Source organism: Acinetobacter sp. 826659, assembly GCF_000588515.1.
In the GTDB taxonomy this organism is placed as follows: Bacteria; Pseudomonadota; Gammaproteobacteria; order Pseudomonadales; family Moraxellaceae; genus Acinetobacter; species Acinetobacter pittii.
In genome coordinates this window covers 654,185-667,393 of record NZ_JFYD01000001.1, presented here as the reverse complement: position 1 = coordinate 667,393, position 13,209 = coordinate 654,185, and the positions used below count along the sequence as shown (strand labels likewise).

The following is a 13,209-nucleotide window of genomic DNA, read 5'->3' as shown; positions in this document are numbered from 1 at the left end:
CCCATCAAATATTGAACAAATTTTCCCTCGCTTTGGTTTGATGGGACTCAATTTGCAATTTGCATCGGTTTTATTACGCTCAAGTGGGGCACGCCACTGATGCAATTCGGCTTATTTTTTATTTTTATCATTTTATGTATTTGTTCATTATTGCTCGGGGCTGAGCAAATACAGTGGTCTACCTTATTTTCTTTTTCTCATGAGAGTTGGCTCACTCTTACAGCCAGCCGTATCCCTCGTTTAATTACCATTGTGCTCACCGGTATCGGGTTGGCGGTATGTGGTGTCATCTTGCAGCATATTGTGCGTAACAAGTTTGTTGAACCGGAAACGTCGGGCGGTTTAGATGCTGCCAAACTAGGAATTTTAGTGTCGTTAACTTTAGTTCCGGTAACCAGTACGCTGAGTAAAATGATATTTGCGATCATTTTTTGTTTTATTGCCAGCTTAATTTATATCGCAATTATCCGTCGAATCCGTTTTAGAAATACGGTTTTAGTACCGGTTATTGGCTTGATGTACGGCAGTGTACTGAGTGCCTTAGCTGAGTTTTATGCCTATCGCTTTAATATTTTACAAAGTATGCAAGGGTGGCTTTTAGGAGATTTTTCAAAAATTGTCCAAGGCCACTATGAAGTTATTTACATTATTTTTCCGATTGTTGTCCTGACTTATCTTTTTGCACACCGCTTTACCGTGATTGGTATGGGTGAAGAGATGGCTTCTAGCCTAGGACTTAGTTATTCAGCTATAGCCGCGATTGGTTTAATACTGGTTGCTATTACAGTTTCAACCACAGTAATTACGGTTGGTGCCATTCCTTTTGTCGGGCTCGTGGTTCCCAATTTAGTCGCACTGAAATACGGAGAAAACTTAGCTAAAACCTTGCCCATTGTGGCTTTAGGTGGGGCGTCTCTATTACTGGTTTGCGACATTCTTGGTCGCTCGATTATTTACCCATTTGAAGTGCCAATTGGACTTACCGCAGGTGGTGTGGGGGGAATTATTTTCCTCATCCTCATTTTGAGGGAGTTCAGATAATGCGTATTACAAAGCTATGGACGATTTATCTGATTGTCATCTGCCTAGCAATAAGTTTTTTATTTTTAAACTCAGGGTTAGATTTTGATTACGTCATTCCTAATCGACTTCTGCGTCTTGCCACGATTGTGATAGCTGGTATTTGCGTTGCTTTTTCCTCGATTGTTTTTCAGACACTGGTCGGTAATCGTATTTTGACTCCCTCAATTATGGGCTATGAAGCGATTTATCTCTTATGGCAAGTTTTGTTGTTGTTTTTTTGGGGAACACATGGATTAAGTCAGTTAGGGGTAAACGGCAATTTCTTTATCTCTATCGTTTTAATGCTGCTTTATTCGTGGGTAATCCATAAGTGGTTATTGCCATATGGCAGAAATGATGTCTTTCTCCTGTTGCTTTTAGGTTTAGTCCTTACGATGGTCGTCGGGACGGTTACTCAATTTATTCAACTCAAAATTAATCCTGGTGAATTTTCTGTTTTCCAAGGCCTTAGCTATGCTTCTTTTAGTCGCTCTCAACCAGAAACTTTATTTTATGCCAGCTTAGCTGTAGTCATTGTTCTATTCCTTGGTAGGAAAGCACTTCCTGTTTTGGATGTTCTGGTTTTAGGACGTGAACAAGCGATTTCATTAGGCATTCATCATCACCGCTATGTCAGTTTCTATTTAGCCCTGATCGCTATTTTGGTTGCGGTATCTACCAGTCTGATTGGCCCGACAGTGTTTATGGGCGTATTCATTGCCAACATTACTTATGCACTAGCAAGAAGTTATAAGCATAAATTAACGTTGCCCATGGGTTGTGCCATCACGATTGCCATATTTATTGCTGCTCAAATTTTAGTTGAGCACGTTTTTAATTACAAAACGACCGTCAGCATTTTGGTCAATCTGGTATGTGGCATTTATTTCCTTGCGCTGACGGTTCGTACCCGAGGTGTTGCATGATTCATGTCAAGAATATCAATAAGTCATATGGAAATAAGCCAGTACTGACTGACGTAAATGTTGAATTTCCTACAGGTCAGGTGACGTCACTCATTGGTCCAAATGGAGCCGGAAAATCGACTTTGCTCATGATGATGGCACGTTTAATTGAACCAGATAAAGGCGAGATTTTTCTTAATCATCAAAATATTGCGGATATTAAAACCGCTGTTTACGCCAAGCATGTCGCGACTTTACGTCAAGCACCTGGCTTTAATTTGCGCTTAACCGTAGAAGAGCTGGTTTCATTTGGACGCTTTCCCTATAGCCGTGGTGTTTTAACCGAGCAAGATCGTCAGGTGGTTGATGAGGCGATTGAGTTTCTTTCTTTAGAGCCGCTGCGCAAATCTTACATAGATGAAATTAGTGGTGGTCAAAGGCAAATGGCCTTTTTGGCGATGACGATCGCACAGCAAACAGACGTACTTTTGTTAGATGAACCCTTAAATAACCTTGATATGAAACATGCCGTTCAAATTATGCGTGCACTCAGGCGCTTATGTGATGAACAAGGGCGCACCGTGATTTTAGTTATTCATGACATCAATTTTGCCACGAATTATTCGGACCATATTGTCGCGCTCAAGAACGGCAAGCTTCATTTCAGTGGTTTAACCGAACAAGTGATTACAGAGGCGCAATTAAATGATCTGTACGAGCTTGATTTTGAAATTACATACAGTGAGCGTGGCTGTATGTGTAATTACTTCAACTCATCTGGAGCTTGAATACATATGAACTGGAAGAAAAAGTATGGGGGAGTAGCCCTAATCATAGCGGCAGCTGTCACTCTACAAGCATGTGATCAAAAAGTTGCAGATACCACTCAAGCTTCTCAGAAGCTAGCAGAACCGATTACGGTGAAACATGCGCTTGGAACCACGGTGATAGATCATCTACCGCAACGCGTTGCCGTACTTGATATGAATGAAGCTGACTTTTTAGATCAACTGAATGTCCCGATTATGGGAATGCCAAAAGATTATGTTCCACACTTTTTGGAAAAATATAAAAAAGATGCACAAATTCAGGATTTGGGTGCAATTGTACAGCCCAATATGGAACGGATATATGCATTAAAGCCAGACCTGATTTTGATGACGCCATTACACGTTAATCAGTATCAGGAACTGTCAAAAATTGCCCCGACCATTCATTACGATATTAACTTCAACAATAGTGAGAGTAATCATATTGGTCTGGTTAAAGACCATATGATGACCTTGGGAAAAATATTTAATAAAGAAGATTTAGCCCGCCAGAAAGTTTCTGAACTCGAGGAAGAGGTAAAGCAAGTAAAAGCCGTAACGGCCAATCGCCCAGAAAGAGCGTTAGTCGTTCTTCATAACAATGGGGCATTTAGTAATTTTGGTATTCAGTCACGCTATGGCTTTATTTTTAATGCTTTTGGAGTAAAGCCTGCAAGTGGTGTGATGGATACAAGTCTACATGGGCAACCTATTTCGAGTGAATTCATCAAAAAAGCGGATCCCGACATTCTTTATATCGTGGACCGCACCGCTGTGATGGAACATCGCTCAAACATTAATGCTGCCAGTGTTGAAAATCCATTATTGCGTCAAACCAAAGCATGGAAAAACGGTCGTGTCATTTTTGTCGATGCCGATGCGTGGTACACCACGGCTGCAAGCCCAACCTCGCTCAAAATAGTGATGGAAGATGTAAAAAAAGGCTACCAATAAATTTTTAAGCACATCACTTAGTCAAGTTTTACAGCATAAATTTTCACTATTTTGCTATGAATTTTAAGCAGATAGTTAATAAAAAATGAATCACAACATTAAAGGTCTTTCAATGAACAACGTTAGCGATAACCGTAATTTTAAAAGTGGAAATGATCAAAGAATTAATCACCGTTCTTTTGTATTAAATGGTATTGCATCTGCACAAATGGCCCTTCGATTAGGCTATGCATTAGGCACTGTATTTGTACTATGTGCATCAAATACCTATGCTGCTGTTATTGATAATTCAACAAAAACTTTAGAACAACAAACTGCTCAAACAAATGTAGCAGCTTTACCAGCAATTACTGTAAAAGCTGAACAAGACGATACTTATGCAGGTGGACAAGTTGCAACATCGAGCAATGTTGGATTTCTCGGTAGTAAAAAATTTCTAGATACGCCATTTAATACGATTAGTTATACCGATAAATATATCGAAGATAAACAGGCAAAAGATATTACAGAAGTGATTGCAGCAACTGATCCATCGATATATACCAACGGTGCAAGTGGTGGTTGGAGTGAAAACTATTATATTCGTGGATATGCTTCGAGCACGAATGATATGTCAATGAACGGACTTTTTGGTATCACACCGTTTTATCGAACTTCTCCGGAAATGTTTAGCCGCGTTGAGGTGTTGAAAGGTCCTTCCGCTTTGTTAAATGGGATGCCGCCAGCAGGATCGGTGGGTGGAACGGTAAATCTAGTGACCAAATATGCGGCTGATGAACCGTTTGCACGATTGACTACGACATATATGTCGGATGCTCAGTTTGGTGGACATGTCGATGTTGGAAGAAGATTTGGTGAAAATAAAGAATTCGGCGTTCGTATCAATGGGATGTATAGAGATGGTGATGCAGCAGTTAATGATCAATCGAAAGAAAGTCGTTTATTTTCGCTTGGTTTAGATTGGCAAGGTGAAAAAGCACGTGTTTTTGTTGATGCTTACGATGCCTTAGATCATGTTGATGGTGTAACACGTGGTGTTAACGTCTCTACTGCAGTTGGAATTCCGAAACCACCGAAAGCGGATACCTTACTTAGTCCGGATTGGGGCTCTGTGGAAACCAAAGATAAAGGTGCCATGATTCGTGGCGAATATGATTTTTCTGATCAGTTGATGGCATATGCGGCTTATGGACAAAGTACAACCAAATATAAATATAATGGGGCAAGTGCAGGGACGATTACGAGTAGCACTGGAACACTGAGTTCAATACTTGGACAACTTGCTTTTGAAGTCGATAAAAAATCAGCAGATGCAGGTTTTAAAGGCAAGTTTGAGACGGGGCCTGTGAAACATCAATGGGTCGCCAACGCAACCTACTATAATCATGCACAAGATGATTATGGTTATAGAATTATCCCAGGTTTTGGTGATCCTGTTTTTACGAATATTTATGATCCCAATCCAAATTGGGGGCCTAAACCGGAATTTACACCGCCGTTTCTATTGCATTCGACACTCTCTACCTCTAGCTTCGGTTTAGCCGATACATTGTCGTTTGCTCAAGATAAAGTACAGTTGACTTTAGGACTTCGTCATCAGAATGTAAAAGCAACAAGTTCTGTTAATACATTACCTGAAAATGCTAAATCAGCAACCACGCCTGGTGTCGCGTTACTGATTAAAGCGAATGATAAAATTTCTGTTTATGCAAACTATATTGAAGGTTTGACAAAGGGTGAACAGGCACCTGCAAATACATCAAATGCGGGGACAATATTTCCTCCTCAAAAAACCAAACAACAGGAACTTGGTTTGAAGGTTGATTTGGGGACATTTGCGCATACATTGAGTGCATTTGAAATTACCAAACCAAATAGTTATTTAGATCCTTCAAAGCTTGTGAATAACTTATCTACCTTTGTTTCGGATGGAGAACAACGAAATCGTGGTATTGAATGGTCATTCTTTGGTTCACCGATTGAACATGTGCGTTTAATGGGTGGTTTTACCTATCTTGATCCTGAACTTACCAAGACTAAGAGTGGAAAAAACGATGGTCATACAGCAGTTGCTGTGCCAAAAAATCAGGCTAAGCTTGGAGCAGAGTGGGATACTCAAGTAGCACAAGGGACTTTAACCTTATCAGGAAATATCAATGCAGTTTCCAAGCAATATATTAATGCAGAAAATACCTTGTCCGTACCAGGGCGTACGCTCTTAGATGTTGGCGCACGCTATAGCACGAAAGTTGAGAACCACCCAGTTACTTTCCGTGCCAATATCTACAACTTAACCAACAAAGCGTATTGGGCACAGCCACAATTGACGAATTTGGCTTTAGGCGCACCAAGAACGTATATGCTATCTGTATCATATGACTTTTAATTTGTTGTAATCTTCAACCGAATAAAAAACCCGCAATCGCGGGTTTTTTATGATATTCATATTTTATTCTGGTAAACCATAGTGCTGGAAAGAAGACTGTTTAGGAATTCGGTAAGCATTACGCCCCAGTAATTGATTAATAATCACTGAGTTTCGGGTTGCCCCGATCCCTAAGTCTGGAGAACCTACACCTTGCTGAAAAATCTCGGCATTTTGAATGAAAATTCGACCTTGTCCCTGATCACAACGTAATGCCGTAAAGTCTTCTTGAACAATACAATCATTTTTATCATCAACCGCTAAAATAGAACCCTTCATATTTTGGAACCATTCAGGCCAATCATGAACATAGCCTGTAGCTGTGACAAGGGCATCAGTTTCTAATTCGCAACGTTGATCGAGTTGGGTGTGTAAACAGGTTAAACGTAGAGAACCCGATTCAAGTTGTTCAACCGATTCAACTTCACAGCTTGTGTATAGGCTTAAACCGGATTTCTCACCAGCCACTGAACGCTCATAAAGAACATCATATATATCACCAATGGTTGAGAAACTAATTCCTTTATAGATCAGGCCCTGACTAGCAGCAATATCACGACGTTTATCTCTAGACAGGCTTTGGAAATATTGCATATATGCAGGGGTAAAACACTCTTGTCCAAGTTTAGAATATTCCATTGGGTGAAAGCCGGCAGAACGTGTGATCCAACGAATAGATGCACCTGCTTTTACTTGTTCTGGTGTAAGTGAATTAAATAAAGCAAGTACACATTCTGCTGCACTCTGGCCCGAGCCAATAACTGTGACTTGTTTACATTGTTTAAGTTGTTCCTGAATTTTTGCAAACTCCGCAGAATGTTTTACTAAAGGGTGCTTGCATGTTTCTAGCCATGTAGGAATTCGAGGTTTAGTCCCAATGCCAATCGCCAGATTTTGGCTTATATATTTTTGTTTTTCACCCGAGGCTGATTCACTTTCTATAATAAATTTATCCAGCTTGGAGTCATATTCCACATGGCTTACATTTTCTCCAAATCGACAATCAGGTAATTGTTTTGAAGCCCAACGGCAATAATGGTCGTATTCACGGCGTGGAATTAAAAAACTGTCGTAATAATAAAACTGATGTAAACGATCATGTTGATGTAAATAATTAATATAGCCTAAGGGATGGCAAGGGTTGGCCATAGTGACCAAGTCGGCAAAGAAAGGGACTTGTAATGTCGTGCCTTGCAATAGCAGCCCTTCATGCCATCGAAATTCTGGTTTACGTTCTAAAAATACGCTTTTGATTTCGGGATGATGAGACAAAAGAGCAGCTAAACCTAAGTTGAATGGCCCAATACCAATTCCGGTAATATCTATTTTTTTCATGTTTATACTTTATCTGTTTCCAAAATGATGAAAGTTAAAAATACGAATTAATGTGGTGTTAGTAGTTTCTCTACATCAGCAATATTGCGACATTGAATAAGTTGAACAGGTGAGAGCTGAATCGCGTATGCTTCATTAATACGTTTTGAGACGACCTTTAAATGATGTGGACGCAGCCCGAGATGAGTAAAATGAGTTGAGCTGTCCACTTCCTTATTTGGTGTGTGGCCTATCACTTCTAAATAAATATCGAGTAGTTGATTTTGCTGTTTAGCATTATTTTCAAGTGGTATAGATGAATGATTGGACTCATTATTTTTAAAATATAGTCGTTTATTTTGAAGCTCACTGAAAAAATTACTGAGATCAAAACTGAATATTTCTGAACCAATAATTTGCTTGATTGCCAATTGTAGCGCGTCCAAGAAATCCTCAATCATATGGGGAGGAAATGCTTCTTGAGCATAATCAATATCGAAAATTAAAGCGCCGTCATTTCTTGTGCTAAAGCGAATATCAATTGCAACTTGAGGGGTTTGGGTCAGTCCATCTTGTTGCTGAATAGGATGAGATTCAGATAATACAGGCCATGATAAACCATTTGTAATTACAATCGGTAATACTGGAGCAGTGCCAACTTTTTCAAATAATAGTCGAGCGAGATCAACGCCTGAAAATGAAAGATGCTGTAAACCCTCTAAAACTTCCGTCTGCAAACGGTTTGCTTGTTCAGCAAATTGATCTGAAGTTTTCCACTCAACAGCAATAAACGTAGAGCTATTGGAAAATGGTCCGGCATAGAGGGGAAGTGTAGGAACAGCAACACATAGAGATTTTTCAGTGTTCCAATGAGATAGCACTTCCAAAATAATCGCCATGATGATTGAGTTTTTAAACAGTGAATGTTTTGCGCCAATTTTAGACAACTGTTTAAATTTGGCTTTTTCTATAACTAGACTGTTACGTTGGTAACGAGAAGTCGGTAGATTCTGTAAGGGTGTTTTCCACGGAAGCGCAGGAATGTTAGATAATTTAGAAAATTTTCTTTCCCAGTAAGCCATATCTGTCTGATGAATAGATACGCTATTTTCAACTTCATTTTCTTCTATTTGCGTTTGGATATCATGTTGTTGTCCATCGAATAGCTCTAACATAAGTGAAGCTATAGATCGGCCATCTAAAATTAATGCATCAAAGCGGACAAAAATCGTTAGTAGATTATTTTTTAATAAAAAGACGGTGATATTCCAAGGCGACTGATTTAAATCGAATAACTCATGCGTATAACTATTTTTATAGGACTCGATGTGGTGAGAAGCACGTTCAGGTTCCCTTGTAGTTAGGTCTATTTCTTTTAAATTGACACTCACTTGATCGCTTACATATTGTACTAACCTATTTTTATCAATATAGGTTCGTAAGCTGTCATGCCGCCGTACCATTTCTGCCAATCGTTGTCTTAATAAAACAATATCCATTTTGCCGTGATACTGCCTAAACTCTTGCATGGCAACACCACCTAAAGCAAGGGCTTGAGTTCGGCCTAATAGGTAGGCTTGTTGTAATGCATTTAATGGTTTTTGGGACGTACGATCTGATGAGGTATTTTGTGCTGGGCTTATAATTTGTGTATTAAGTTGTGCAGGGTGCGCTGCAAGATTTTTAAGTAAATGAATGAAAGATTCAAATAAATTCGTGGTCCATTCTTTGGGTAGAGCGTCTAAACGGATGTCCCAATTAACTAAAATACCGTCATCTACATGAGCAACTTGTGCATCAAGTGCAACTTGTGGTCCTTGTGAAATGACCCAATTCATTGAGCCAAAAACGCGACGGACACGTTCGGAAAGTAAATTATCATTTTCTAAGTCGAGTGCCGCTGTAAATACCACGGGAGCAATCTGTGCACTACCATGATAACGGGACAGGTCACGTAGAACATTAACACCCGAATAATGTGAATGCTCTAATAACTCAAGCATTTGATTTGCTATTTGTTTGCAGAATGCGGCTAAGGTAGTCGTCTCATTCATATCGACATCAAGGATGACTAAATTAGCAAAATCACCAATAGTGCCTTCGACATTTTTTAAAACCGGTTCGCGCCAAAAAGTAGGAATATTTAATCGGAAGCTGTGATCTTTGGTTGCATGACCAAGCGTATAGGCAAATAGACCTAATATCAGATTGGTCACAGTAATGCGTTGTTCTCTAGCAAGTTGTTGTAATGCTTTTCGTTCTTTTGGCGATAACCAAGTACTTAAACGATCACTTTTTGCTGTTTTGAACTCTTGATGAATGAAAGGTAGAGAAGGAGCAGGGCTAATATGAGGCAGACGTTGTTTCCACCATAAGCGGTCTCGTTGGTTTAATTTTTTTAGCTCAGGGTCTGTCCGTATTTTTTGATACCAGTCAAAAAAATTAGGCGGACGGGAGAATGATATTTCTGGGTCTTCATAAAACAAAGAAAGATCTTCCATCAAGTTCAAAAAACTGGACGGATCTATAGCAATCATGTCCGTATCTACATGAAAACGAAAAATATTATTTTTAAGAACACTTACAGAAAATCTTGCAGTTTGACCCTGACTTAAATCAAGTTTTTGATGGGTCCATTGCTCACGTTTTTGCATGAGCATTTGCTCAATTTGATGATCGCTAAGCTTTGAAAAATCATCGACTTCTAATATCTGTTGAGCCTTCTCAGCCATGATGTTTACGATGCCATCGGCACTCAAACTTAATCTCAAAATAGGGTGTTCTTTATAAAGCCGTTGAAGTGCTAAATGTAATTTTTGTAGATCAATAAATTGACCGTCAAATTCTGCATAGAGGTGGGCAGCAACCCCACCTAAAGTTGCGTTGCCAGAGCGACCAAACCAGCAGGCCGCTTGCATCGAAGTTAATTCACACATTGAACGATAACTCGGTTGACAAATTAATCTTGTTTCAGCATCATACAAACAAATGAAAATGATTACCAGTTGCATTTGTTAATCATTTCCAATTTGCTGTGAATATATAGCTTGTCCGTCTTAAGAATTTTCTTTTGTCGGTATTCAAATTAAATATTTATGCCGATATGTAAGAAAATTTACGAAGAATCAATAGCTTGATAACCATTAAATTAAATTGAATATTTAGAATGTCATGAAAAAACAGTTGATTGAGTTTGTTCGCTGGTCTCCAGAGAGAGCGCAACACTATCGAAATAAAGGTTATTGGATTGACCAACCTTTGACGCGCATTTTAACGGTAGGGGTTCAATTGCACCCGCATTCGCCGGCAATTATTTGTGGTGAGCGTCAGTTGAGTTATATCGAGCTGGACCAGCTATCAACAAATTTAGCTTCTCGACTAGCTGAAAAAGGCTTGGGCAAGGGTGATACTGCTTTAGTACAACTTCCCAATGTTGCGGAGTTTTATATTGTCTTTTTTGCCTTGCTTAAGGCAGGCGTGGTTGTGCTCAATGCGCTATATAGCCATCGCCAATATGAACTAAATGCCTTTATTAAACAGATTCAACCTAAGCTTTTAATTGGTTCGCGTCAGCATGAAGTCTTTAACAATAATCAATTTATTGACTCACTTCATGAAGTAAATTTAAGTCCTGAAATTATTTTGATGCTCAATCATCAAGCTACCGATTTCGGACTATTAGACTGGATTGAAACATCAGCAGAGACCTTTGTCGATTTTTCATCTACACCTGCTGATGAAGTTGCTTTCTTTCAGTTGTCAGGTGGAAGTACGGGAACACCAAAACTTATTCCACGAACGCATAATGACTACGACTACAGTGTGCGGGCCAGTGCCGAGATTTGTGGTTTAAACTCAAATACCCGGTTATTGTGCGCTCTGCCAGCTCCGCATAATTTTATGTTGAGTTCACCCGGTGCATTAGGCGTTTTACATGCAGGTGGATGTGTTGTGATGGCACCAAATCCTGAGCCGCTCAATTGCTTCTCTATTATTCAAAGACATCAAGTCAATATGGCATCTTTAGTGCCGAGTGCTGTCATTATGTGGCTAGAAAAAGCCGCTCAATATAAAGATCAAATCCAGTCTTTAAAGTTGCTTCAAGTGGGGGGAGCAAGTTTCCCTGAATCTTTAGCCCGTCAAGTTCCTGAAGTCCTCAATTGTAAATTACAACAAGTATTTGGAATGGCCGAAGGCTTAGTCAATTACACCAGACTAGATGACTCCGATGAGCAAATCTTTACGACCCAAGGGCGTCCTATCAGTTCTGATGATGAAATCAAAATTGTGGATGAACAGTATAAAGAGGTTCCAGAAGGTGAAATAGGGATGCTTGCGACTCGGGGACCTTATACCTTTTGTGGTTATTACCAAAGCCCTGAACATAATTCACAGGTCTTTGATGAGGACAACTATTACTATTCGGGCGATCTCGTGCAGCGTACTTCGGATGGCAATTTACGTGTAGTAGGAAGAATTAAAGACCAGATTAACCGTGGTGGTGAAAAGATTGCTTCGGAAGAAATAGAAAAACTTATTCTTTTGCATCCAGAAGTTATGCACGCAGCTTTAGTCGCGATTGTTGATGAACAATTCGGTGAAAAGAGTTGTGCTTTTATTGTTTCTCGGAATCCTGAACTTAAAGCTGTTGTGCTCAGACGCCATCTCATGGAGTTGGGTATTGCACAATACAAACTTCCAGACCAGATCAAATTAATCGAAAGTTTGCCACTAACCGCAGTCGGTAAGGTGGACAAAAAGCAACTTCGCAGCATTTTAAATACATCTACAACATCTTAATAAATATTGAGCAGCATATGGCTATTGCAAAAATTTCTACTTATCTCATGCCCAAACGAGAGAGTTATCCAAATAATAAAACAGAATGGCAATTAGATCCTTCTCGAGCAGTTTTATTAATTCATGATATGCAGCGTTACTTTTTAAATTTTTACGATGCTGAAAGTGAATTAATTAAGACGGTTGTTAATCATTTAGTTCAACTAAGAACTTGGGCACATCAGAACAATGTTCCTGTTGTCTATACAGCACAGCCTTATGAACAGCCAGCGGCAGATCGTGCATTACTGAATGCGATGTGGGGACCGGGTTTGCCAGCCTCAACAATCGATCAGCAAAAAATTATTGATCAACTTTCTCCTGCTGAACATGACATTGTCTTAACGAAATGGCGTTATAGCGCGTTTAAACGTTCGGATTTGCTTGAAAGAATGCAAAACTGGAATCGTGATCAGCTCATTATTGGCGGTGTTTATGCCCATATCGGTTGTATGGTTACGGCAATTGAAGCTTTTATGAGCGACATACAACCCTTTCTGGTTGGGGATGCAGTTGCCGATTTTTCAGAAGAAGAACATCGCTTAGCTTTGAAATATGTGTCTTCACGTTGTGGTCAAGTCATTGATACCGAATCTGTAGTGGGGCAGGTGGCAACAGGCATTACACGACCTTGGCTAGAGCAAAAGGTCCAGCAACTGATTGAAGAAGATGAATTAGATCCAGAAGAAAACCTGATTCTTTATGGATTGGACTCATTACGAATTATGCAGTTTTCTTCGGAACTCAAAGCACAAGGAATCAATATTAGTTTTGAAGAATTAGGACGCACACCCACTTTATCAAATTGGTGGTCATTGGTTGATGCACGGCAACGGATTGCAGGGTAGAGGGTTGCCATCATAAGGCATACGACAAATCCTGGTCGCTAAATTTATACATA

Annotated in this window: 9 protein-coding genes; 7 read left to right on the top strand and 2 right to left on the bottom strand. The window is 39.6% G+C overall.

The annotated features are described in order from the left end of the window. The first annotated feature begins 99 nt into the window (after positions 1-99). The 5 genes from bauD to bauA all read left to right on the top strand — a co-directional run bounded on the left by bauD (position 100) and on the right by bauA (position 6,116). Positions 100-1,041 carry a ferric acinetobactin ABC transporter permease subunit BauD gene (gene bauD / locus J663_RS03145; protein WP_033847728.1) on the top strand — a complete coding sequence of 314 codons (942 nt, stop codon included), beginning with the start codon at positions 100-102 and terminating at the stop codon, positions 1,039-1,041. Beyond that, on the top strand, positions 1,041-1,988 hold the full coding sequence (bauC, locus tag J663_RS03140) for a ferric acinetobactin ABC transporter permease subunit BauC (RefSeq protein WP_033847727.1): 948 nt from the start codon (positions 1,041-1,043) through the stop codon (positions 1,986-1,988). Before bauD ends, bauC begins: the two co-directional genes overlap by 1 nt. Beyond that, the gene (gene bauE / locus J663_RS03135) at positions 1,985-2,755 is read left to right on the top strand and encodes a ferric acinetobactin ABC transporter ATP-binding protein BauE (RefSeq protein ID WP_032004524.1); all 771 of its coding nucleotides are present in this window, start codon (positions 1,985-1,987) and stop codon (positions 2,753-2,755) included. Before bauC ends, bauE begins: the two co-directional genes overlap by 4 nt. A 6-nt stretch (positions 2,756-2,761) precedes the next feature. Continuing rightward, positions 2,762-3,730 (top strand): siderophore-binding periplasmic lipoprotein BauB, encoded by a 969-nt coding sequence (gene bauB, locus J663_RS03130; protein WP_033847725.1) that lies wholly within the window; start codon positions 2,762-2,764, stop codon positions 3,728-3,730. An 85-nt stretch (positions 3,731-3,815) separates the two neighbouring features. Next, positions 3,816-6,116 (top strand): TonB-dependent ferric acinetobactin receptor BauA, encoded by a 2,301-nt coding sequence (gene bauA / locus J663_RS03125; RefSeq protein WP_033847722.1) that lies wholly within the window; start codon positions 3,816-3,818, stop codon positions 6,114-6,116. 63 nt (positions 6,117-6,179) lie between these two features. Here bauA and basC read toward each other — a convergent pair whose 3' ends face one another. After that, positions 6,180-7,490 (bottom strand): putative histamine N-monooxygenase, encoded by a 1,311-nt coding sequence (gene basC / locus J663_RS03120; RefSeq protein WP_033847720.1) that lies wholly within the window; start codon positions 7,488-7,490, stop codon positions 6,180-6,182. Between the two features lie 47 nt (positions 7,491-7,537). After that, positions 7,538-10,480, bottom strand: coding sequence for an acinetobactin non-ribosomal peptide synthetase subunit BasD (basD, locus tag J663_RS03115; protein WP_033847718.1), 2,943 nt, complete (start codon positions 10,478-10,480; stop codon positions 7,538-7,540). A 160-nt stretch (positions 10,481-10,640) separates the two neighbouring features. Between basD and basE the strand changes: the two genes are divergently transcribed. Together basE and basF are read left to right on the top strand one after the other, a co-directional pair. Beyond that, a complete protein-coding gene (gene basE, locus J663_RS03110) occupies positions 10,641-12,269 on the top strand; it encodes a (2,3-dihydroxybenzoyl)adenylate synthase BasE (RefSeq protein WP_033847716.1) in 1,629 nt (542 codons plus the stop codon). Between the two features lie 17 nt (positions 12,270-12,286). Continuing rightward, complete coding sequence (basF, locus tag J663_RS03105; RefSeq protein WP_002118594.1) at positions 12,287-13,156, top strand: acinetobactin biosynthesis bifunctional isochorismatase/aryl carrier protein BasF; 870 nt, start codon at positions 12,287-12,289, stop codon at positions 13,154-13,156. Positions 13,157-13,209: the final 53 nt, after the last annotated feature.

Bases quoted from the DNA above. Each gene is read 5' to 3' on its own strand.
- bauD (WP_033847728.1), top strand. From the start codon at position 100: ATGCAATTCGGCTTATTTTTTATTTTTATCATTTTATGTATTTGTTCA.
- bauC (WP_033847727.1), top strand. From the start codon at position 1,041: ATGCGTATTACAAAGCTATGGACGATTTATCTGATTGTCATCTGCCTA.
- bauE (WP_032004524.1), top strand. From the start codon at position 1,985: ATGATTCATGTCAAGAATATCAATAAGTCATATGGAAATAAGCCAGTA.
- bauB (WP_033847725.1), top strand. From the start codon at position 2,762: ATGAACTGGAAGAAAAAGTATGGGGGAGTAGCCCTAATCATAGCGGCA.
- bauA (WP_033847722.1), top strand. From the start codon at position 3,816: ATGAATCACAACATTAAAGGTCTTTCAATGAACAACGTTAGCGATAAC.
- basC (WP_033847720.1), bottom strand. From the start codon at position 7,490: ATGAAAAAAATAGATATTACCGGAATTGGTATTGGGCCATTCAACTTA.
- basD (WP_033847718.1), bottom strand. From the start codon at position 10,480: ATGCAACTGGTAATCATTTTCATTTGTTTGTATGATGCTGAAACAAGA.
- basE (WP_033847716.1), top strand. From the start codon at position 10,641: ATGAAAAAACAGTTGATTGAGTTTGTTCGCTGGTCTCCAGAGAGAGCG.
- basF (WP_002118594.1), top strand. From the start codon at position 12,287: ATGGCTATTGCAAAAATTTCTACTTATCTCATGCCCAAACGAGAGAGT.